The sequence below is a fragment of the Thermonema lapsum genome (genome assembly GCF_011761635.1).
Taxonomy (GTDB): Bacteria; Bacteroidota; Bacteroidia; order Cytophagales; family Thermonemataceae; genus Thermonema; species Thermonema lapsum.
Genome location: NZ_JAASRN010000004.1, coordinates 16,218 through 38,099, shown reverse-complemented (window position 1 = coordinate 38,099; position 21,882 = coordinate 16,218). Strand labels below are relative to the sequence as shown.

The 21,882-nt window shown below is 48.1% G+C and carries 17 protein-coding genes; 9 read left to right on the top strand and 8 right to left on the bottom strand.

Annotation, left to right across the window (positions count from 1 at the left end):
• Positions 1-4: 4 nt before the first annotated feature.
• Positions 5-775 carry a triose-phosphate isomerase gene (gene tpiA, locus FHS56_RS10585; protein WP_166920612.1) on the bottom strand — a complete coding sequence of 257 codons (771 nt, stop codon included), beginning with the start codon at positions 773-775 and terminating at the stop codon, positions 5-7.
• Between the two features lie 118 nt (positions 776-893).
• Between tpiA and FHS56_RS10580 the strand changes: the two genes are divergently transcribed.
• Both FHS56_RS10580 and FHS56_RS10575 read left to right on the top strand, forming a co-directional pair.
• Positions 894-3,431, top strand: a complete 2,538-nt coding sequence (locus FHS56_RS10580; protein WP_166920610.1) for a PAS domain-containing protein — start codon at positions 894-896, stop codon at positions 3,429-3,431.
• A gap of 92 nt (positions 3,432-3,523) precedes the next feature.
• On the top strand, positions 3,524-4,189 hold the full coding sequence (locus FHS56_RS10575; RefSeq protein WP_243844212.1) for an arsenate-mycothiol transferase ArsC: 666 nt from the start codon (positions 3,524-3,526) through the stop codon (positions 4,187-4,189).
• 11 nt (positions 4,190-4,200) lie between these two features.
• On the opposite strand, the gene FHS56_RS10570 is transcribed toward FHS56_RS10575, so the two are convergent.
• The 5 genes from FHS56_RS10570 to FHS56_RS10550 all read right to left on the bottom strand — a co-directional run bounded on the left by FHS56_RS10570 (position 4,201) and on the right by FHS56_RS10550 (position 11,616).
• Positions 4,201-5,319: a vWA domain-containing protein gene (locus tag FHS56_RS10570; RefSeq protein WP_166920608.1), complete on the bottom strand. Its 1,119-nt coding sequence runs from the start codon at positions 5,317-5,319 to the stop codon at positions 4,201-4,203.
• A 49-nt stretch (positions 5,320-5,368) separates the two neighbouring features.
• The gene (gene lnt, locus FHS56_RS10565; protein WP_243844211.1) at positions 5,369-7,027 is read right to left on the bottom strand and encodes an apolipoprotein N-acyltransferase; all 1,659 of its coding nucleotides are present in this window, start codon (positions 7,025-7,027) and stop codon (positions 5,369-5,371) included.
• A 74-nt stretch (positions 7,028-7,101) separates the two neighbouring features.
• The gene (locus FHS56_RS10560) at positions 7,102-9,153 is read right to left on the bottom strand and encodes a M16 family metallopeptidase (protein WP_166920606.1); all 2,052 of its coding nucleotides are present in this window, start codon (positions 9,151-9,153) and stop codon (positions 7,102-7,104) included.
• A gap of 8 nt (positions 9,154-9,161) precedes the next feature.
• Positions 9,162-10,499: a M16 family metallopeptidase gene (locus FHS56_RS10555; protein ID WP_166920604.1), complete on the bottom strand. Its 1,338-nt coding sequence runs from the start codon at positions 10,497-10,499 to the stop codon at positions 9,162-9,164.
• Between the two features lie 139 nt (positions 10,500-10,638).
• The gene (locus FHS56_RS10550; RefSeq protein WP_166920602.1) at positions 10,639-11,616 is read right to left on the bottom strand and encodes a ribonucleoside-diphosphate reductase small subunit; all 978 of its coding nucleotides are present in this window, start codon (positions 11,614-11,616) and stop codon (positions 10,639-10,641) included.
• 139 nt (positions 11,617-11,755) lie between these two features.
• Between FHS56_RS10550 and FHS56_RS10545 the strand changes: the two genes are divergently transcribed.
• The 6 genes from FHS56_RS10545 to FHS56_RS10520 all read left to right on the top strand — a co-directional run bounded on the left by FHS56_RS10545 (position 11,756) and on the right by FHS56_RS10520 (position 19,332).
• Positions 11,756-12,895 (top strand): hypothetical protein, encoded by a 1,140-nt coding sequence (locus FHS56_RS10545; RefSeq protein ID WP_166920600.1) that lies wholly within the window; start codon positions 11,756-11,758, stop codon positions 12,893-12,895.
• A gap of 31 nt (positions 12,896-12,926) precedes the next feature.
• Positions 12,927-14,201 carry a kynureninase gene (gene kynU / locus FHS56_RS10540; RefSeq protein WP_166920598.1) on the top strand — a complete coding sequence of 425 codons (1,275 nt, stop codon included), beginning with the start codon at positions 12,927-12,929 and terminating at the stop codon, positions 14,199-14,201.
• A 197-nt stretch (positions 14,202-14,398) separates the two neighbouring features.
• Entirely contained in the window at positions 14,399-15,796 is a 1,398-nt protein-coding gene (locus tag FHS56_RS10535) for a LutB/LldF family L-lactate oxidation iron-sulfur protein (RefSeq protein ID WP_166920596.1), read from the top strand.
• Complete coding sequence (locus FHS56_RS10530; protein WP_166920594.1) at positions 15,793-17,826, top strand: BatA domain-containing protein; 2,034 nt, start codon at positions 15,793-15,795, stop codon at positions 17,824-17,826. The genes FHS56_RS10535 and FHS56_RS10530 overlap by 4 nt, the downstream gene beginning before the upstream one ends.
• Positions 17,817-19,061, top strand: coding sequence for a peroxiredoxin family protein (locus tag FHS56_RS10525; RefSeq protein WP_243844210.1), 1,245 nt, complete (start codon positions 17,817-17,819; stop codon positions 19,059-19,061). Before FHS56_RS10530 ends, FHS56_RS10525 begins: the two co-directional genes overlap by 10 nt.
• 91 nt (positions 19,062-19,152) lie before the next feature.
• Complete coding sequence (locus FHS56_RS10520) at positions 19,153-19,332, top strand: hypothetical protein (protein WP_166920593.1); 180 nt, start codon at positions 19,153-19,155, stop codon at positions 19,330-19,332.
• Between the two features lie 75 nt (positions 19,333-19,407).
• On the opposite strand, the gene frr is transcribed toward FHS56_RS10520, so the two are convergent.
• Positions 19,408-19,971, bottom strand: coding sequence for a ribosome recycling factor (gene frr / locus FHS56_RS10515; RefSeq protein ID WP_166920591.1), 564 nt, complete (start codon positions 19,969-19,971; stop codon positions 19,408-19,410).
• A gap of 40 nt (positions 19,972-20,011) precedes the next feature.
• Positions 20,012-20,731, bottom strand: coding sequence for a UMP kinase (gene pyrH, locus FHS56_RS10510; RefSeq protein WP_166920589.1), 720 nt, complete (start codon positions 20,729-20,731; stop codon positions 20,012-20,014).
• Between the two features lie 152 nt (positions 20,732-20,883).
• Here pyrH and FHS56_RS10505 point away from each other — a divergent pair, with 152 nt between their 5' ends.
• Entirely contained in the window at positions 20,884-21,867 is a 984-nt protein-coding gene (locus tag FHS56_RS10505; protein ID WP_166920587.1) for a PorP/SprF family type IX secretion system membrane protein, read from the top strand.
• Positions 21,868-21,882 lie beyond the last annotated feature (15 nt).

Below are 21,882 nucleotides of genomic sequence, written 5' to 3'. Positions count from 1 at the left end.
CTGCTTACTGGCATGCTTTGATGATATCTACAAAACTACGCGATTTGAGCGAAGCCCCTCCAATCAATCCACCGTCGATGTCAGCTTGGGCAAAGAGCTCTGCGGCATTTTCAGGCTTGCAACTGCCTCCGTACAATATGCTCACTTCGTGTGCAAGTGCTTTGTCGTAGCGCTCTGCAATCAGGCTTCGTATGTAGGCATGCACCTCCTGTGCCTGCTCTGGTGTGGCAGTCTTACCCGTACCTATTGCCCATACTGGCTCATAAGCAATCACTATGTGTTCCCAAAGGTCTGCTTCCAGTTCGAATAAACTCTCACGCAGTTGCGCTTCTACGTATTCCAGGTAGTTGCCTGCCTCCCGCACACTCAAGGGCTCTCCACAACAAAAGATAAGCTGCATGCCGTGCTCCAGCACCCGGCGTGCTTTTTGAGCCAACAGCGCATGGTTTTCTGCATGATATTCGCGGCGCTCGCTGTGCCCAACAATCACATAATCGACCCCTACCGATTGCAACATAGCCGCCGATACTTCTCCGGTATAAGCCCCTTTTTCATGTGCCGAACAGTCTTGGGCACCCAAATAAATATGCTTTTTTCGTAAAGAACCGATGAGTTTATTGATGGGATACAGATGAGTAAAAGGCGGAATTAGCACCACCTGTACGCTTCGGTCGGTTTCGTCTTCCACCATGTGAATTATCTCAGATGCCAAGGCTTGCCCTTCTGCAAGCGTAGTGTTCATCTTCCAGTTTCCAGCTACTATTTTTTTTCTCATGATTTGTGTATTTTAATTTCAAAAAAATGATTGCTGCTTTCACAAGCAGCTACTTGGGTGGCATTCAATTTACAAAAATGCTTATTTTTGGGTAAATACAATAAAGCACCCCTTGCGCATGGAAAAAATACTAAGCGATATATTGAAAGGGCTGGGTCAGCTGTTTAGAGTCAACTCCATTCGTGGACGCATCCTCTTGGGTGGCATCACTGCCGTATTGGTACTATTGCTGTTCAGTACGCTGTTGAGTGTGCGCCTTCGTGTCATTATTGACAAAAGCCACACACTCAACCGCCTTTATCACCCTACCAACTACTATACATTGCAGTTGGGTCAAGGAGTGAACGGTTTAATGAGCCAATTACACGCTTTGGTGTATCCACCTACTCTAAGCATCTCCAACCAAGAAAACCAGACACTGCGCCAATACAAGGACACACAGGTGCAAGCCTCTTTTGAGCAGCTACGGCAACTGATAAAACAGCAGAATTCACCAGAATTGGATGCCATCCTCGAGACACTCAGCAACCAAATGGAGCACTTCAACCAGCTGGTAGAAGACGCCATAAGCCTCAACAAGGAAAGCAACCGCCAGTACCTATACAATAGCCAAGCCATCAGCGCACTACAAAGCGGACAAAGCGACGAAGACATCCGCCTACAGTCGATGCGGGCTACTACCATCTTCAACTTCAAACTTGCCTTCTTGGTCAATGGCTCATTGCGCGAAGCACAAAACAGCATCGACGTTTCTTTGGAAAAACTCATTAGAGCCAATAACCGCACCATCCGTCAGTTAGACGAAGAGCTGCTGCGCGAAAGCACACAATTCAATTGGATAGAAGGTGTGGCAATCGTAGCTACCTTGTTTTTGATTTTGTTGGTAATGACCAACGTCATACGTCTTATCAACAGAGATTTGGTGCGCATTCAGGTACAAAGCAAGCAGCTGAGCAGTGGCGACATACCCCAAGCAACCTACACCCGCAGTCAAGAGCTAAACCCTATTGCAACCGAATTGAACACCTTAGCCAAGCGGCTCAAGCAACTTAAAGAGTATGCCCTGCAGGTAGCACAAGGTAATTACGACCAGTACGAGGAACTCTTTCCTCAAAAAAGTGAACTGGGTGCGGCGCTGCATAAGATGCAAGAGGGCTTGCAATCTATATCGGAGCAAGAAGCCTTGCGCGCTTGGCGCAACGAAGGGCTTGCTTTGTTCTCGAGCATCTTGCGCGAAACCGGTGATTTGGAAAAATTAGGCAATAGCCTCATCAAAAACTTGGTGCAACGCCTGCAAGCAAATCAAGGGGGCTTGTTTATTGCCACCGGCGAAGAGGTCGGAAAAGAAGACAAATTGGTACTTATCGGCTGCTATGCCTACAACAAGCAGAAGTATCTAACCAAAGAAATAAAAATAGGCGAAGGACTATTAGGGCGTGTGTGGAAAGAAGGTAAATCAATTTATATTACAAACATCCCCCCCAAATACCTCGAAATCCGTTCCGGCTTGGGAGGTGCCAGTCCCCAATACCTGTTCATAGCCCCCCTAAAAGGAGGCGATAAAGTAGAAGGTGTCATAGAGATAGCCTCCTTTCATGAAATACCACAAGCCTACCGTGACTTTGTGGAAGAATTGAGCGAAAGTATAGCCACCACCTTTGCCAACCTGAAAGCCGCACAACGCACCCAAAAACTACTGCAGGAACTGCGCGAAGCCAACGAGCTCATGCGAGAGCGCGACGAAGAGATGCGCCAAAACTTGGAAGAGCTGCAAGCTACCCAAGAGGAAGTAGAACGGGCACGGCGTGAAATTGCCGCCAAAGAAGGCAACCTCAAAGCCTTACTTAACAACACCTCTGACGCCATTATGGCTTTGGACATGCACTATCGCATTACGTTTATCAACAATGTGATGAAGCGTCTTTATGAATCCTTTGGCGTTTACTTAGACGAAGGGCGCATCCTTGAAGAACCTCTACCCGGGCTTAGCTGGCAAGAAACCCAACGCGAAGTAAAAAGGACTTTGCAAGGCGAACGCGTCATGCTATTTACGGAGCAAAGCATGCGTGGGGAAGTGTATCATTACGAAATCCATCTCAATCCCATATACAATGAGCGGCAGCGTGTGTACGGCATCTCCGTATTCATCACCGACATCACCCAGCAGCGAAAAGCCGAACTGGAGCTGCGTACTAAAGAAGCAAATCTCAACTCGCTTATTAACAACACCGAAGACTCCATCGTAGCAGTAGATAGGGATTTTAAAATATTGGTTTTCAATGAGGAGTTTAACCGCAGACGCCAAGGAGTGCCTGTAAAAGAAGGCGATGATTTCCTTATGTTCATCCCTGCCGAGCGGCGTGAAGAGTGGCGTTTATGGTTAGAACGAGCCTTCCGAGGCGAGCGCTTTCAGAAAATCATCAAACGTGAAACCGATAAACGCACCATCTACAGAGAATACTCTTTCAACCCCATCTTCAATGAAAAAGGCGAAGTAATAGGCGCTTCTGTCTTTTCAAAAGATATTACCGAAGCCAAAATGGCAGAAGCAGAGAATCAGCGCATTATACAACAGCTTTTTGAACAGCGCACTCAACTCAAAGCACGCATAGAAGAACTCGAAAAGCAATTGGCAGAATTACAAAGCTCTTCATAAAATGTTGATACATACAAACTTCACAAAAAGATAATGCCGGCATTGCATCCCGTTCTGCCGGCATTGTTTATACTAGCGCCTAAAAAAAGACCATGCACTTTTTTATTGTTGCTGCACTTCACGTATTCATAACTATGTTGTATCCATCTATTGAACAGTACCTTCTGCAACGACGCAATGAATGGTCGCAAATCGACAGCGAGCGCAAAGCACAACTGCGTGCTTTTGCAGAGCAGATTCAAAAGCTGCACGATAAACAAGGTGAAGTACCCATCATCTTTATTTGTACCCATAACTCGCGACGTAGCCACTTTGCACAAGTATGGATGAGTGTAGCTGCCTACCGAGCAGGACTTGACTATATCCGTTGCTATTCCGGTGGCACCGAAGCTACTGCCTGCAATCCGCGCACCATCGCTGCCCTACAGCGCGCAGGCTTCCAAATAACTACACTTCAAGAGGGGGACAACCCAAAATATCAAATTCGCTTTTCTGACGATGCTCAGCCTATCATAGCTTATTCGAAAGTATATGACACAGCCGAAAACCCTCAACATGGCTTCATAGCTGTCATGACCTGCTCACAAGCCGATGAGGCATGCCCGGCTGTACGAGGTGCTACTGCACGCGTAGCTATTCCCTACGAAGACCCCAAAAAGGCAGATGGAAGCCCACAAGAAGCCAGCACCTATGATGAACGCTGCGCTCAAATAGCCCGTGAGATGCTTTATGTGGTCTCCTTGCTTTCAGGGCAGTGATTCAAGCTTTGTCAGCTACCACCCCGCATGTAGCGACGGCGGTTGCGCTGATAATCTTCAAACAGGTAGTCGCCCAAACCCTGCAGCGAGCTGTAATAAGCCCTGCCCCCATTCACCTGCGTGAACTTACGCACGAATTCTTGCAAATAAGGGTCGGTAGCAATCATAAAAGTGGTGATGGGAATTCCCAGCCGGCGACATTGCTTCGCCAAATTGAGCGTTTTGTTCAATATTTTTCTGTCCAATCCAAAGCTATTTTTGTAGTAGCGGATGCCCTCTTTGATGCAAGTAGGTTTGCCATCGGTAATCATAAAAATCTGCTTGTTGGGTGTTTTTCGGCGTCGGAGCAGGTCCATAGCCAACTCCAAACCTGCCACCGTATTCGTATGGAAAGGACCTACTTGCAAGTAAGGCAATTCTTTGATGGAAATCTGCCATGCGTCGTTGCCAAAAGCAATAATATCCAAAGTGTCTTTGGGATACTTTCGCATAATTAACTCTGCCAGTGCCATTGCCACTTTTTTGGCAGGCGTGATGCGGTCTTCACCATATAAAATCATGGAATGGGACACGTCTATCATCAGCACGGTGGAGGTTTGCACATACTGCTCCTGCTCGCGCACTTCTAAGTCGTCTTGTGTGAGTAGGAAGTCATCAATGCCATGATGTATATAGGCATTGCGCAGCGACTCGGTCAATGCCAGTTGCTGCAAGTCATCACCAAACTCATAGGGACGCAACTCCGGCAACGCCTCTCCTGAATTGCTTCCGTCATAAGTCGTTCTATGATTTCCGCTTTTGCCTCGTTTCAACTTGCCGAATATCTCTTCGAGCGCTTGCTGGCGGATGGTACGCTCGCTCTTAGGCGTGATAATCCATTTTCCGCCCACCTGTTCTTCTTTGATATAGCCTTTCTTCTTGAGGTCTTCGATGAAGTCGCCCATGCCGTAGCTATCATCGGTAAGTCCGTACTTGCTGTCGAGGTTGTTCAACCAAGCCAAGGCTTCAGCCACATTGCCCCCGGTGATGTTTATCAATTCCAGAAAAATCTTCAACAGCTGCTCGAAGGTGGCTTTGGGCGATTTTTTATTCTGTTTATTCAAGTAGCGAGAGAATAGAAAATGGCTCATGTTCAGTGTTTTATTTTAGAAACAGACAGCAGCTGTTTTTGGTTTGGCTCTATGACTGCTTCTTTTTTGTGAGGCTTGAAAAACGCCAATGCCTCACCCAAAGCGACAACCACAAAGCAATCAAAACAAAGGCAGCCAAACGCCCCAAATAGTCGCCATAGCGGCTGTAAAAAGTGCGTTCGTTGTTCAATCTCAAGCTGCCTCGAATTGCCGTAGGCACCCAATAGGGCGTCGCCTGCAGTACCTCCCCTTTAGCGCTAATGAAGGCAGATATGCCGGTGTTGGCGCAACGGGCTATCGCACGCCGGTGCTCTATGGCACGCAAGCAAGCATAACGCATGTGCTGTTTATATCCTGGCGTGTCGCCCCACCAGCCGTCGTTGGTAATGATACACAACAGATTAGCCCCTTTGTTCACATACTCGCCCACATATTCGCCAAAGACAGACTCAAAGCATATGATTGGCGCATAACGAGCATCGCCATCTACAAAGATAGTCCGCTCTGCCTGTTTTCCATACCCTCCAGAAGTGCCCCCCAAGTCTATGACCAAGCCGGACAACCAACGAAAAACAGCCGGATAAGGCATTGCCTCTACCATCGGCACCAACTTGGACTTATGATAAAAAGCCAACGTGTCTTGTTTCAAAAACATAGCAGTATTGAACACGTCGTAATACCCCAGCCCCTCTTGATAACGTGCAGTAACAGGCGGAAGCTCATTTTTGTAGAAGCGGGCGGTAGTAAGCCCCGTAATAAGCCCCACTTGCGCATAACGCCCCATGAAATTTTTCAATTGACGAATCACAGCATATTGATGGATATTTTCCTCCCACAAAGCGTCGTCAATAGCGGTTTCGGGCCATAGAATCAGCCGCGTGTTCGGCGTGATTTGCTGCTGCGATAAGTCCATAAAACGGCGAATTTGCTCGACAAAGGGAATGAAATGCGGGCTGTCTGGGAATTTCTCTTGGTAAGGGTCGATGTTGGGCTGCATCACCACTATCTCTATGGCTGTGCCTTTTTCTTTGTAACGAGCACCCAGCCAATAAGAAATACCTATTGGAAGGGCTATGAGCAAGAAGCTATAGAAAGCATATACTCGGCGATTGTGAGGCAGACGACTCGTGAATATGTGCAGAGTTAAGAGGTTGGTCAACAGCACCCAGAGAGAGCCCCCTAATACTCCGGTAAACTCATACCATTGCACCCAAGCAGGCGCCAAAGCAAAAGCGTTGCCCAACTGCAACCAGGGCCAGCTCAACTCCCAGTTGAGATGAAAATACTCAAAAGACAAATAAGCAAGCACCCAAACAAGATGTACGTACAGGGGCTCCGCCTTACGCGCCACGCTCGCTGCTACTGCCATAGGCAAACACATAAGCAAGGCATTTGCCAGCCATGCCCCCACTGCCCCGCCGGCACTGGCATTCCATATCCACCAAGTAGTAGCTACATTCCACAGCAAAAAGGCAACGTAAGAAGCTGCCAACAGGTGTTTGGCTGTAAGCAGCTTCATTCTATAAGCCCGAAGAAGAAGTAAAAGAGGAACAAAAGCCAAAAAGATGCTTAGATGCAGGTAAGGTACATACCATGCCATAGAGAGCAAAAGAGCTGACAAAGCCGCATAAGCATATGCATGCAGCAAGGGCATCTTAGTAACTACGCTCTGTTTCATTGATGACTTATCAGTTGCAGTTGAGTTCATGCTTTTTCTTTGCCTTAAAAATAAAAAAGCCGCTGCGATGTAGCGGCTTTTATACCCTTTATTGCATTCGTTTCTTAGGGGATAGGTTCAATTTTAACATCCGGGTTGATTCGGTAGGTTATGCTTGTCTCGGCTGTTTGCCCCATGATGCTCAATTCTGCCTTAGTAGGCAACATCATTCCGTCCACTTCGGCATATTGGGTATATTTTACGGTATTGCCATCGGCAGCAATAACCTGCATCAATAAGCCGGTTTCTTTGTCATAATAGCGTTTTTCTTTTACGCCATCGGGCGATTCGTAGGTAATTTCCAACGCTACCTTGCCATCTAACATCTTGGCATCGGTCAAAGAAGCTTTATATCCCAACTTCTGATAGTCGCGTTCCAAGATGACATAAGCGCCTGATTTCAAGCGTTTATAGGTTTCGTTTTCCGGAGCATCAATAATGTTTTCCTCTTGCGGGGTTTTGGTAAGCACCTTTTTGCCGTCATAACGAATCACTTGTAAACCGAAAGGAGTCTTCACTTTTGTTTCAAAAGCCCCCAAAGTACGTACGGTTTCAGTCTCTATCTTCAAGCCCTGAATGGTAAAAGTGTTATTCTCCTGCAAGGTGCGTATGCCGGCGATATTGCGATTCCTAGCCACTGCCTGCAAATACTGATTGATAACCGAAGTGGCAGTAACTCCCTCCAGCGTCGATGGAGCGATGCCCTTATATTCGTTGCCAAAAACATCGTAGCGCTTGACAGGTCCAAAGCGAGCAAGTTTGCTTTTCAGCACTTCGATATCACCGACACCTATAATGTAGGCATTCGAAGGCAAGAGGTATTGCCTTGCCACAAACTGCACTTCTTGTGCTTTGATAGCCTCCAAGCGGGGAATGTAAGTACTGTAGTAGTCGGCGGGCAGGTTGTAAATAGCCGTATTGATGGCAAACTGTGCTATGGTTTCGGGGCTTTCCAATGAGCGGGCAAAGCTTCCTATCAATGTGTTCTTAGCACGACGCAGCTCTTCTTCCGATACCACCTCGTTGCGCATACGCTCCATTTCTTTAATCATCTCCACCATAGCACTGTCGGTAACGGCATTGCGCACATCGACAGAAGCAATAAAGTAGCCAGCCCAGCGGTCAGCTACCAAACGCGAGTAAGCTCCGTAGGTATAGCCTTTGTCTTCACGTAAGTTGCGGAAAAGGCGCGCATTGGCATTGCCTCCCAATATCTGATTTGCCAGACGGGCTACCAAGTAGTTTTTGTCTGCCAAGGTATATTTTACGGGATAAGTCAGACGCAGAACGCTTTGCACAGCCCCTGCCTTTTCAGCAATCGCCACCTGCGTAGCTTTAGGTGGTTGTGGCACCGGCAAGTACTCAAGCGGTACATCCCCTTTCTCCCAGTTGCCAAAATACTTTTCCACCAAGCTTTTGACTTCCTCCAGACTAATATTGCCTACAAATGCCATATAAGCCACGTTGGGGCGATAGTAAGTTTGATAAAACTTCACAAAGTCTTCGCGGGTGATGTTCTTTACAGTTTGTGGGGTAGCCACCTCGCCATAGGGGTGCCCATCGCCAAAAGACAAGCGAAGGCGCAGGTTGTTGGCAATCTGGTCGGGCGAGTCTTGCACCGACTTCAAGCTTGAGAGTGTGCGCTCTCTTATTTTTTCCAGTTCTTCTTCAGGGAAGGTGGGTTTAAGTAGAATTTCGGAAGTAAGCTCCAAAATAATAGGCAAGTATTTTTTCAGGGTAAACACAGAAAAGTATCTGCTGTCAAAATTGATACTGGCACCGTAGAAGTCAATCAATTCATCTATTTTGGCTTTATCTTTGTTTTCGGTACCCGCTTTGATAAGCTCACCAAACATATCTAAAAAGCCGGCTTTGTCGCCCTGTTTCACCGGCGGATAGTCAAATACAGTATAAATCGTGACCTTAGGCAAGGTGTTGTCTTCAATAACGAAGACTTTCAAGCCATTGGGCGTAGTAAAAGACTGATAGGGCTTGAGCTGAAGCGCAGGGAACCCCTCAGCTTTAGGGGGCGAGGTAGGGTACTTGCGACCTTGTGCCCAAGCTGCCACAAAAGCCAGGCACAATAATGTGAGCGAGAGGAATATCTTCTTGTTCATGGTACGGCTTATTTAGATTGTTCTTCTGATTTAGGCAACCAATACAGGCTTACACGATTTTCTTTAACCAAATACTGATTGGCTACACGCTTGATGTCTGCGGGGGTTACTTTTAGATATTGCTGTATTTCGGTATTGATGAGATTAGCATCCCCAAAGAAGGTATGATAATTGGCAAGGCTTTCGGCGATGCCCTCCATAGTACTATTGCGTGTATAGAACTCAGTTTCCAGCTGGTTGCGCAGCTTTTGGAACTCTTGGAAAGAGATGCCTTCTTTTTTGATTTTTTCATACTCTTCTTCCATGGCAGCCTCCAGCTCTTCGGGGCTTACACCGGCATTGGCAATGCCAAAGATGATAGATACCGAGGGGCTGTCTTCCAAACCGAAAGGAAATGCGCCTACTGCCAATGCCTTGCGCTTTTCGTTCTTCACATAACGGCTCAAACGGGAGCTCTCCCCTTGCGAAAGCAGCTGCATCAGCATGTTGACGGCATAATAATCAGGGTCTTTGATGGAGGGAGTGCGAAAAGCATGCACTACGGCGGGCAGTTGTACGTTGTCATAAACCACATCGCGCACTTCGCTACCCAAAGGGGGCTCTTCTACCTGCGGACGAGGCACTTTTTTGCCTTTGGGTATATCGCCAAAATAGATATCGATAGTACGCTTTACGGTCTCGGGGTCAAAGTTACCAGCAACAGCCAGTGTGGCATTGTTGGGCACATAAAAGGTTTTGTAGAAGTCTTTAAAATCTTCTTCGCTGGCAGCTTCCAAGTGTTCCATGTAGCCTATCACAGGCCAACGGTAAGGATGCTTTTTGTACATGCGCTTCATAGTTTCCTCTATCAGTCGCCCATAGGGTTGGTTGTCCACCCGCAAGCGGCGCTCCTCTTTCACCACTTCGCGCTGGGTTTCTATGCCTTTCTTATCTACTTTGGCATGACGCAAGCGCTCAGCTTCAATCCAAAGGGCAAGGTTCAGCTGATTGGCAGGCAGCACTTCATAGTAATAAGTGCGGTCATACCAAGTGTTGGCATTGTAAGTAGCCCCTGCTTCGGTAAGCAGCTTATCCAACTCGCCACGTTCTATGTATTTCGAACCCTCGAACATTAGGTGCTCAAAAAAGTGGGCGAAGCCTGTACGTTCGGGGTCTTCGTTTTTCGAGCCTACATGATACATCATGCCTACAGCTACCACAGGCACGTCAGGGCGTGGATATAGAATCACATGCAAGCCGTTGGACAAGTCATATTCCTGAAATTCTATTTTCATTTGCCCCATGCAAGGGAACCACGTGCTTCCCATCAGTAGAAGCAGCAGAAGGAGCATATTGTTTTTTCTCATGATATTGGTGTTTTTATGCAATTCAAATCTACTTTCTTTCGTTTTAAATTCCAAAATTTAACAATTGTTTAAAATTCATACAAAGAAGGCATAGCACATGAATGGTGCTATGCCTTCTTCAGCAAATGAATTGGAAGTGTTAAAAATCTTCATTCAGAGTGAATTTTTGCTCATCTTTCTTGGAAGCCACCCCTGCTTTGCGATATTCAGACACTCGTTTTTCAAAGAAGTTGGTTTTTCCTTGCAACGAAATCATATCCATGAAAGGGAAGGGATTGGTGGCGTTGTAATGCTTCTCTTGCCCCAAGGCTACCAACAAGCGGTCAGCTACAAACTCTATGTACTGAGCCATCAGACGGGAGTTCATACCTATGAGGTCTACAGGCAGCGCATCGGTAATAAACTCTTTCTCGATGGCTACGGCATCGGTTATGATTTCAAGCACACGCTCTTTGCTCAGTTTATTCTGAATGTATTGGTTGTAAAGCAGACAGGCGAAGTCGCAATGCAAGCCCTCGTCTCGCGAAATCAGTTCATTGGAAAACGACAAGCCGGGCATCAAGCCACGCTCTTTGAGCCAGAAGATAGCACAAAAACTACCGGAGAAGAAAATACCTTCGACTGCCGCAAAAGCAATCAAGCGCTCTACAAAATGGGGGCTTTCAATCCAGCGCAATGCCCAGTCGGCTTTTTTCTTGACGCATGGCACCGTTTCAATGGCATTGAAGAGGCGTTCCCGTTCAGCGCTATCCTTAATATAGGTGTCAATCAAAAGAGAGTAGGTTTCGGAGTGTATGTTTTCCATCATCACCTGAAAGCCGTAGAAGCAACGGGCTTCGGGCAGTGTTACCTCACGCATGAAGTTGAGCACCAAGTTTTCGTTCACAATGCCATCGCTGGCAGCGAAAAACGCCAATACATGCGAAATAAAATGACGCTCATCCTCATTAAGATTTTCCCAATCGCGCAGGTCTTGCGACAAGTCTATTTCTTCGGCAGTCCAAAAGCTGGCTTCTGCCTTCTTGTACATCTCCCATATCTCGTTGTGCTTGATAGGGAACAGAACAAAACGGTTCTTTTCTTCCAGCAGTAAAGGTTCGTTGTGCGTGTGGCTCATAAGCGAATATCTTTTTAAGGTTAACACATGTTCTTATTCTAAATACTTACTTTCAGGCAATTTTGTTTAATTTGTCGCCATTGCCTGTAAAGACATAACAAAGATACACACATCCGGGCTTTTAACAATTCGATTTTTTATGGTACTGCGCAAAACTCAAAAGCAGAGCGCTGCCACGTCTGCACTTCATAGTCTCACCCTTCGTGAGAAGCGACCCAAGTGGTGGTGGGTGGACTGGCTGGGCTTGGCTGTGTCTTTATTTGGTGCTTGGCGTCTGCGAACCCCTTTCTTTGCATTGCTTTGTTTCAGTGGCTTGATATGGTTCAGCCTGCGTGCCTGGATGCAACTAAAAGCGCTCAAGCTGCGCATCATGGCAGAAGGTCTCTTGGTACAAGAAGGCTCTATCGGAAAGAAGTATTTTTTTAGCTGGGAAGAAGTCAAGCAAGCGCAAATTGTGAAAGACAACCAATCCTTGCCCTTCGGCTCTCCCGGCTTGTCGCGCCAAGTAATTCAACAGGCAGAGGCAATCGTCCTCTATTATGGAGAAGAAAGGAGCGCCTTCAAAATCAAAGCATCCTTGTTCAATAAAAAGGAATTCAGCACCTTCTTGTTCCGCCTTTATCAAACCCTGCAATGGCGCAGCAACAACTGGATAGAAAAGATAGATTACCTTATGAACAAGATACAAGAGCACAAACAGCAGGACTTGCAAATCATACAAGAGTTGGAAGAGGCTCTTTTCGATGCCTATCGCACCATATATCAACCCATTTATTTACAAGACGAACAAGCCGCGCAAAAAGCAGTATGGGTCTATCGTCGCGGGCAGCGCCCCATCGCCTTTTATGCCGACCACATGCTTCCCGGCGTCAGTCAAGAAACCATTCAGGTAGCCGAAGAACTTATCAAAGTCAGTCAAGAAAATATGGGAATCGTTCAGACGCGCTTGGCTTACTACGACAGCATCATGCAAGTGCTCACAGAAAAACGAAAAGAAGCAGAGCAACAACAAAAACTCAAAGAAGTAGCAGGCAAGCTAAAAGCCATTCAGGTGCGCAATATAAAGAAACAAGCGATGCTACAAAGCAGCGAAGAAGACAGCCTAATGATGGAAAATCTTATGCTTCTGGACGAAATCACTTCAAAAGTGCATCAAATCGAGAACTTGGAAGACTCCTTCTTGCTTTCGCAATACCTTGACCAAATCAAATCCGAAGTGCTGGCTCACAACCAAGTACTGCGTGAACTGAACGAGAAACTCAAAGACGGAGATAATTAAAAACCCATTCTCAGCCAAAATCATCAAAAATATGGTCCACACTATATCCTCAATCACTATGGAAGATAGCCTTGACTTTGCCCGCCAGATGGACAAGCAAGACCCCCTGTACCAATTTAGAAACGAATTTCATATTCCTCGCCGCAATGGGCAAGAGGTGATTTATTTGTGTGGCAACTCGCTGGGGTTGCAGCCCAAGCGTACAGCACAAACCATAGACCAAGAGATGGAGCGCTGGCGCACGCTTGCCGTTGATGGACATTTCGAAGGCGCTACCCGCTGGTTCGATTACCACAAAGCCTTGCAGCCCATGCTCGCCCCTATTGTAGGGGCTCATCCCGACGAAATCACCGTCATGAACAACCTCACTTCGAACCTTCATTTCATGATGGTATCTTTTTACCGCCCCCAAGGCAAGCGGTTCAAAGTATTGATGGAAGCGGGCGCTTTCCCCTCAGACCAATACGCTGTAGAAACACAAGTGCGCTTCCATGGCTACCATCCCGAAGAAGCCATCGTGGAGGTAGCCCCGCGCGAAGGGGAAACCTCTCTGCGCACCGAAGACATAGAAGCAGCCATATACCGCGAAGGCGACCAGTTGGCATTGGTACTTTTTGGGGGCATCAATTACTATACCGGGCAAGTGTTCGACATGGCACGCATTGCCGCTGCCGCCCGGCAGGTAGGTGCCAACGTTGGCTTTGATTTGGCACATGCCGTCGGCAACGTGCCTCTACGCCTGCACGATTGGGAAGTGGACTTTGCCGTATGGTGTTCCTATAAATACCTCAACTCTGGTCCCGGAGGCGTAGGCGGTGCTTTTGTGCATCGCAAACACCATCATGCCCACTTGCCTCGTTTTGGTGGCTGGTGGGGACATAACGAAGAGGAACGTTTCTTGATGAAAAAAGGATTTAAGCCCATCACCACAGCCGAAGGATGGCAAGTAGCCAACGAACCCATCTTGTTGATGGCTGCCCACAAAGCTGCCTTGGAAGTATTTCAAGAAGCAGGATTCGAGCGCTTGCGTGAAAAAAGCAAGCTGCTGACCGACTACCTGCTGTTTTTCATAGACAACTACTGCAGCGACAATATCCAAGTGCTCACGCCACGCAACTATGAAGCACGTGGCTGCCAAGTGTCGATTTACGTGCAGCGTAATGGAAAAGAAGTATTTGATGCCCTGCAAGCCGCTCATATCGTGGGCGATTGGCGCGAGCCCAATGTCATACGGCTTGCCCCCGTGCCCCTTTACAACACCTTCGAAGAAGTGTACCGAGTAGGACAGGTGCTCAAACAGTTTTAACAAGGCAGCAAGTATGCTTAGCAATAGCCCCAAGCGGGGCTTTTTTCATTTTCTTAAAGATGCCTTATTCGCCTCTCTGCTTGCCATTTTGCCACAGCATTCCATGAAGCCCCCGAACAAGCAAATGCAAAAAACAAACCCCAGCCTCTCGAAGCTGTTTTATTTTTTAACTTTGTTTGAAAGTCATCCCCAAGACCATGAGCAAAACACTGAACCGCTTTCAAAAAGACGCCGAAGCCAAGGTGTTTGACGAAAAGCACCGCCGCACCATACGCTTCAACATGGGCAAGTATGAACAAGCCGTGCAAAAGGGCTTGCAACAATACAAAGACCACGAATTAGCACGTAGCCGCGCCGCTTACATCAAGCAAGAAGCCATTGCCCAACTCGACAAGCTGCTGCTTCAATTCGAAGAAAACATCAGCAAGCGGGGGGCTCGCGTGCTTTGGGCAGATACCGCACGAACAGCCCTGCAATACATCGCCGAAATATTTGAACGCCAACAAGCCAAAGAGGTGGTCAAGTCCAAATCGATGGCTACCGAAGAAATCGGACTCAATGAATTCCTTGAAGCTCGCCAAGTGCAGGTGTATGAAACCGACTTGGGGGAGTTTATCGTGCAGCTGGCAGGGCAAAAGCCCTATCATATCGTAACACCGGCTATGCACATGTCAAAAGAAGACATCAGCCGCCTCTTTTCCGAAAAGCTGCACATAGAGCCCACCGACGATGCCCAAAAACTGACGCATGTCGCACGGCGCCTGCTGCGTGAAAAGTACGTATCGGCAGATGTAGGCATTACGGGCGCCAACTTTATCATTGCCGACATAGGCGCAATAGCCATCACCGAAAACGAAGGCAACGCCCGTCTGTCGCTTACATTTCCCAAAGTACATATTGCCATTGTAGGTTTAGAGAAAGTGCTGCCCCGCCTCGAAGACCTCAGCCTTTTTTTGCCTCTCTTAGCAACCAGCGGCACCGGGCAGCATCTGACCGTATATAACAGCGTGATTACCGGACCCCGACAAAGCAAAGAAAGCGACGGTCCCGAAGAGATGTATGTGATTTTACTGGACAACGGGCGCACCGAACTGTTAGCAGACCCCGCCAAGCGGCAAGCATTGCACTGTATTCGTTGCGGCGCCTGCCTCAATGCCTGCCCGGTGTATAAAAACATAGGCGGACACACCTACGGAAGCACCTACAGCGGTCCCATAGGTTCGGTCATTTCGCCTTATCTCATGGGCATGAAAGAATACAAGCACCTGAGCTATGCCAGTTCTTTATGCGGGGCTTGTAGCAGTGTGTGCCCGGTAAAAATAGAAATCCATGACTTGCTGTTGCTCAACAGAAAAACGGCAGTCGAAAAAAAACTGGTGCCCTTCACTGAACGCTTGGCGTTTAAGCTATGGAAAAAAGCCATGCTCAACCGCCGTCTCATAGATATGTGGGGAGCCAACATCAAAAACACCATCTTACGCAAAGCATTCAAAGACAGCTGGGGGCGCTATCACAGCCCTATACGAGTAGCGCCACGCTCATTCAAGCAATTATGGCAAGAACGTATTGCCAACGCTAAAAAAACAAAGGTATGACCTTTCTGAACCCTTCTTTTCTGTGGGCACTTGCCTTACTGCTCGTGCCGCTTGCCTTGCATTTGTTCAATCTGCACCGCCCACGAAAAGTATATTTCACCAATGTGCAGTTTTTGCAGCAACTAGAAACGCAAACCAAAAGCATGCGAAAACTGCGCGAATGGCTGATTTTGCTGTGCCGTATGCTCTTTTTGGCTGCTTTGGTACTGGCTTTTGCCCGCCCGGTGCTGCCCAGCAAGTATGCCGGCAACACCCAAGGGCAACCATTGCATAGCCTCTACATCGACAACTCCTTCAGCATGCAACGCCCCAGCTTGGGCAGCGAAGTGAATCTGCTTACGCATGCCAAAGAACAAGCCACTGCCTTCGCCCAAAACATAGGGCAACAAGGGCAGTTTCAACTGCTCAGCAACGCTTTCGACAGCCGCGAATCACAAATATACGACGCCCAAGAGCTGAGCAAAACCTTGTCGTCCCTTTCATTCAGCATTTATCGTCCTTTGCTCAGCGATGTACTGCAAAGGCAAGAAAAACTAAGCCGCAAACGCCTGCCCAATGCAAGTGCCCATCTGTTTCTGTTCAGCGATTTTCAACAAAACGTATCAGCCTCTTTGTTTAAATACCCCTTTCAAGAAGACATACACTACCACTTGGTGCCTTTGCAGGCAGCGCCCGTTGCCAACGTAAGCATAGACAGTGTATGGCTGGGCGCCCCCTTCATTCAGCGTAACAACACCAATATCCTCTATTTCAAGCTGCATAACCACAGCCAGCGGGAAATACAGCAGCTGCCCGTGCAGCTTTATGTGCAAGAGCGCGCCGTAGCTGGCAAAAGCGTAAACTTAGCAGCAGGCGAAAGCCGCACTTTCTCTGTGGAGTTCAGCACCGACGATAGCGGCTGGCTACGCGGCAGACTGCACATAGAAGACGCCCCCGTTACTTTCGACAATGACTATTATTTCAGCTACAACGCCCGCCGTCAACTGCAAGTCCTTTACCTGCACCAAAGCACCCAACCCAACCCTTACGTGGTAGCAGCCTATAAAGCTGAACCGCAAATCAACCTACAGTACAAAGCACTCAGTACTATCAACGAAGAAGAACTTCGCAATGCTGACCTGCTGCTTGTAGAGGCAAGTAACAACCTTGAGGGAACGGCGGCAGAGCGGCTGCGTACCTTCGCAGAAATGGGAGGCAGCTTGGCAGTCATTCCCACTCAGGGCGCTACGCTCGATTTTCTGCAGGCGTGGGGCATAAAGCTAAACCCGGCGCCCCCTTTGCCCCCCGACAGCAGTCTGCAACTGCGCCCCGAAAGCCTTGCCCATCCCTTGTTCGAGGGAGTCTTTTCCAAAAAGCCCCTCAATGCTACCATGCCTTGGGCACGCCCCCTATGGATTTGTCGCAACGGCGACAACATCCTAAAAATGCAAAACGGAGAAGCCTTCCTGAGCATGTACCGCCTGCAAGGCGGCAAGGTGTATGTATTTGCCTCGCCGCTGCTGCCCCAATACACCAATTTGGTAAAACATGCCCTCTTTGTGCCCATACTCTACCGTATGGCACAAACCGCACCCCAAAAAGCGCTGCTCTATGCTTACCGAAGCAACGAGCGCAGTTTGCTGTTGCCCATAGGGGCACAACCCACACAAGACAAACCCCTGCACCTGCGCCGCCACCAAGAAGAATGGCTCTTAACACCCCAACGGCTGGGCAATCGCCTGCGCATAGACCTGCCCACAGAGAGCATGCAAGCCGGTTTTTATGCGCTCACCTACGATGCCGACACCCTCGCCCTGCTGGCTTTCAACGTGCCGGCAGAAGAGTCTGCCATGGAAACCATCTCCATAGACAGCCTGCGCACTCTTGCTGACACTCTGCCCAACGTGCATATATATGAAAGCGGCGAACCGCAAACTGTCATACAACAATACCAAGCGCAGTTTATAGCTACTCCCTTATGGAAGTATTTCATCATAGCAGCCCTTTTGTTTTTATTGTGTGAAATTTTAATCATCAGGCTATGGAAATGAGAAAATACTTATCGATTTTGCTGGTAACCACTTTGTTTTTTGCCTGCCGCCCTTCACAGGAAGAGCGTTCGCAACCATCGCTCATCGGCTACTGGCGTTTTGTGTTGCATTCTGAGGGCGGTGCCATCCCTTTTAATATGGAAATATTCGAAGAGAATGGCACACTCAAGGCGTTTATCCGCAACGGTGAAGAAAAACTGTTGCTCGACAGCATACGCATCCAAGGCGATTCGGTCATCATGCCCCTGCACATCTTCGATGCAGCACTCTTGGGCAAGCGATACGGAAGCGACACCCTCGAAGGGGCATTTGTTAAGTTCTATGCCCCAGACCAAAGCGTGGCTTTCACAGCCATACGCGGACAAAACTACCGTTTCTTCCCCGACTCTATGAGCTTGGCACCAGCCTTCGACTTTTCAGGCAAGTGGGAAGTATCGTTTACCAAACCGAACGGCAGCACCTACCCAGCAGTAGGTATTTTTCAACAAAACGGCGATGCCGTTACCGGCACCTTTCTCACCGAAACGGGCGACTATCGCTATTTAGAAGGCAATGCAGCCGGCAAAACGCTTTATTTGTCTGCCTTTGACGGCAACCATGCCTTTTTGTTTGTGGCTACTTCCCAAGAGGGCAATCAGCTCAAAGGCGACTTTTGGTCGGGCAAAGACTACCATGAAACATGGACTGCCACACGCAACGACAGCGCCGAGTTACGCAACCCTTATGAACTTACTTACCTCAAAGAGGGCTACGACAAAATAGACTTCACCTTGCCCGACTTAGACAGCAATCTGGTGTCGCTTTCAGACCCTCGCTATCGCGGCAAAGTGATTATCCTGCAGTTGTTTGGCTCTTGGTGCCCCAATTGTATGGATGAAACTGCTTTTCTGGCTGATTGGTATCGAAAGAATAAAAACAAAGACATCGCCATCATTGCTCTGGCGTTCGAGCGAAAAGCCGATTTTCAGTATGCCAAGCGCATGGTCGAGCGCGTGAAAAAGCGTTTTGCTGCCGAATATGACTTTTTGATTGCAGGCACCAACGACAAAGAGGGAACTGCACGTGTATTGCCCATGCTCAACCACGTAATGTCCTTTCCTACAACCATATTTATCGATAAACAAGGAAAGGTAAGAAAGATACACACCGGCTTTTACGGACCGGGCACCGGCGAATATTACAAGCGCTGGCGCGAAGAATTTAATTCTACAATTTCAGAACTTTTAGGTGAGTAATTTCGAAAAAACACCTAATAAGCGGTTACTTTTGAAGCATCATTGCGTCTTAATGCACAAACAGCCCTAAATCAATTCAAATTGTACACTTATGGAAAGGAATCATGTACTTGCTCAAAACGACCGCAGCATTGAAGAATTGCAAGAAAGCATTGTTGAGCTGGTACGCGCCTGTCGCAACAAGGAGTTGCTCGAACAACTGCTTGAGCAACTGCTGCCACAATTAGATGTGGCTGCTTCATCGCAGCCCAGCCGACGGTGGCATGCATAGTATTCTCTTTGTTTGCAAATAGAAGAGGGGTACCTTTCGACTACCCCTCTTTTATTTGCAAACCATGGTATTTACTTATACTTTCATGATTTCCTGCTCTTTCTTTTCGAAGAGCTCATCCAGCTTGGCTATGTATTTGTCGGTTAGTTTTTGAACTTCTTCTTCGCCACGCTTGATAGAGTCTTCTGGAATCCCCTCTTCTTTCAACTTCTTGATGCTATTGTTAGCTTCCTTGCGTATATTGCGCACGCTGATTTTTCCCTCTTCTATTTCTTGCTTCACTTGTTTTACCAGCTGTTTGCGACGCTCTTCGGTAAGGGGCGGAAATGCCAATATGATGCTTTCGCCGTTGTTCTGCGGGTTCACCCCCAAATCACTGGCTTGAATGGCTTTTTCTATATCGTTAATCAGTCCCTTCTCGAAAGGACGAATGCTCAGCGTACGTCCGTCTAAGCTGTTGATGTTGGCTACTTGAGTCAAAGGTACCTGAGCACCATAATACTCTACGGTAATCCCTTCAAGGAACTCAGGGGTAACGCGTCCGGCTCTGATTTTGCTGACTATGTCTTGGGTATGGTCCAGCGCTTTTTTCATGCGTTCTTCTGCATCTTGCAGATACATTAAAATCTCTTCTTCCATAGAATTGCTGTTTTATTGTTTGTTTTGCAGTAAAAAACACTTATTCCGAATCAGAGGAAATCAGGGTGCCTACTTCTTCGCCTTGTACCAAACGATAAAGATTGCCCGGTTTGTTCATATCAAACACAATGATGGGTAAGTTGTTTTCTTTACACAGCGTAAAGGCAGTCAGGTCCATCACGCTCAAACCGCGAGCATACACTTCTTCGAAGGTAATGGAAGTAAAACGAACGGCGGTAACGTCTTTTTTCGGGTCGGCAGAATACACCCCATCGACTTTGGTTCCTTTGAGTACCACGTCGGCTTCTATTTCAATGGCGCGCAAGCTGGCAGCCGAATCGGTCGTGAAATAGGGGTTGCCAGTACCGGCTGCAAAGATAACTACGCGTCCTTTTTCGAGGTGGCGAATAGCGCGGCGGCGAATGAAAGGCTCGCACACTTGTTCCATACGAATGCCCGACATGAGACGAGTATAGACGCCTTGTTTTTCAATAGCACTTTGCAATGCCATGCCGTTGATGACCGTCGCCAACATGCCCATATAGTCGCCTTGCACTCTGTCGATACCTGAGCGCTCCGCTTCACTGCCTCTGTAAATATTGCCTCCGCCTATGACAATAGCCACTTGTACACCGCTTTCTACCACACGTCTGATTTCCTTGGCATACTGTTCCAAACGCTCCGGATTGATGATATACTGCGGGTCATCGCCGCTGAGGGCTTCACCGCTGAGCTTAAGCAGGATGCGTTTATATTTCATTGAGAATCAGTTTAAGATAGGACACTGTCGGCAAATATACACCAAGCCCAAGGATTTAGCAACAAGCAAGGCGGCTATCGGCGCTGCTTTTACAAAAAGTGTAACTTAGCATATGCACATATCGTGAAAGAAAAAACGCCAACTCCAAACTTATGCCCTACCGCCTTTTATTTTTGCTTTTCTGGGGGTTGACTGCTTCTGCCATCTGCCGAGCACAATACAGCGCCTTTTCTTATCCGTGGCAGGCGAGCCTGTGGCACAACCCGGCAACAGCTGCTGGCACGCATGCCCATCAGTTGCAGATGAGCTACCGCCACCGTGCCCCCCGCCTCGAAGGAGGCATTGCCAGCATGCATGTGCAATATGCCCACACATGGCAGAAAGCTCGCACCGCCTTGGGCAGCTGGGCAATGCTGGAACAGGCAGGAAGCGGGCGTTTCCGCCAACAAGCAGTAGCTTTGTCGCTTAGTCATTTCGTGCCTTTGCAAGAAAAACTCATCTGGCGGCTGTCGCTTGAAGGCAGCTACTTACAGCAATCGCACGGATTCGGGCAATACACCTTTGGCGACCAACTCTCTACTTGGGGCAATACGGGGCAGCCCTCTGCCGAAGCCTTCCCAGATGAACAACTACGGGCATGGAATCTGAACGCAGGCACCCTCATACATAGCCATACTTTTTGGGTGGGGGTATCGGCACGCTACCTCAACCAAGCCGTGCTGCGAGGCACGGGGGCAGCCTATCGCCTGCCCGTATATTGGCAAGCACAGGGCGGTATAAAAATAAGTCTGCCTAACTACCGTCGGCAAGATGCCCTTTTGCCTTGGATAGGCTACCGTCGTTATCTTGACTACCAAAGCTTTGATGCGGGCATGTGGGCACAAATCGCTCCGCTACAAGCAGGCATCAGTATGGAATCATTGCCTCTGGGCGGCAGCAATGACAGTCGTCTCTTCCTGCATGCAGGCATTGATTACGAAGGTTATCGTTTCATTTACAGTTTTGGCAGCCCGCTGGGTAGGCAGGCATTAGCCGGACATGTGCATGAAGTAGGATTTAGTGTTCGATTTGGGGCTGCTGCCCGTAGCCAGCGCTATGGTCTCACAGCCGCCTTACCCTACGATACCCTGCCCTGATGACTGTCATTTCGC

Bases quoted from the DNA above. Each gene is read 5' to 3' on its own strand.
- pyrH (WP_166920589.1), bottom strand. From the start codon at position 20,731: ATGAAATATAAACGCATCCTGCTTAAGCTCAGCGGTGAAGCCCTCAGC.
- FHS56_RS10505 (WP_166920587.1), top strand. From the start codon at position 20,884: ATGCCCTACCGCCTTTTATTTTTGCTTTTCTGGGGGTTGACTGCTTCT.
- FHS56_RS10555 (WP_166920604.1), bottom strand. From the start codon at position 10,499: ATGAGAAAAAACAATATGCTCCTTCTGCTGCTTCTACTGATGGGAAGC.
- FHS56_RS10545 (WP_166920600.1), top strand. From the start codon at position 11,756: ATGGTACTGCGCAAAACTCAAAAGCAGAGCGCTGCCACGTCTGCACTT.
- FHS56_RS10560 (WP_166920606.1), bottom strand. From the start codon at position 9,153: ATGAACAAGAAGATATTCCTCTCGCTCACATTATTGTGCCTGGCTTTT.
- tpiA (WP_166920612.1), bottom strand. From the start codon at position 775: ATGAGAAAAAAAATAGTAGCTGGAAACTGGAAGATGAACACTACGCTT.
- FHS56_RS10535 (WP_166920596.1), top strand. From the start codon at position 14,399: ATGAGCAAAACACTGAACCGCTTTCAAAAAGACGCCGAAGCCAAGGTG.
- FHS56_RS10550 (WP_166920602.1), bottom strand. From the start codon at position 11,616: ATGAGCCACACGCACAACGAACCTTTACTGCTGGAAGAAAAGAACCGT.
- FHS56_RS10575 (WP_243844212.1), top strand. From the start codon at position 3,524: ATGCACTTTTTTATTGTTGCTGCACTTCACGTATTCATAACTATGTTG.
- kynU (WP_166920598.1), top strand. From the start codon at position 12,927: ATGGTCCACACTATATCCTCAATCACTATGGAAGATAGCCTTGACTTT.
- FHS56_RS10525 (WP_243844210.1), top strand. From the start codon at position 17,817: ATGGAAATGAGAAAATACTTATCGATTTTGCTGGTAACCACTTTGTTT.
- frr (WP_166920591.1), bottom strand. From the start codon at position 19,971: ATGGAAGAAGAGATTTTAATGTATCTGCAAGATGCAGAAGAACGCATG.
- FHS56_RS10530 (WP_166920594.1), top strand. From the start codon at position 15,793: ATGACCTTTCTGAACCCTTCTTTTCTGTGGGCACTTGCCTTACTGCTC.
- FHS56_RS10570 (WP_166920608.1), bottom strand. From the start codon at position 5,319: ATGAGCCATTTTCTATTCTCTCGCTACTTGAATAAACAGAATAAAAAA.
- FHS56_RS10520 (WP_166920593.1), top strand. From the start codon at position 19,153: ATGGAAAGGAATCATGTACTTGCTCAAAACGACCGCAGCATTGAAGAA.
- FHS56_RS10580 (WP_166920610.1), top strand. From the start codon at position 894: ATGGAAAAAATACTAAGCGATATATTGAAAGGGCTGGGTCAGCTGTTT.
- lnt (WP_243844211.1), bottom strand. From the start codon at position 7,027: ATGAACTCAACTGCAACTGATAAGTCATCAATGAAACAGAGCGTAGTT.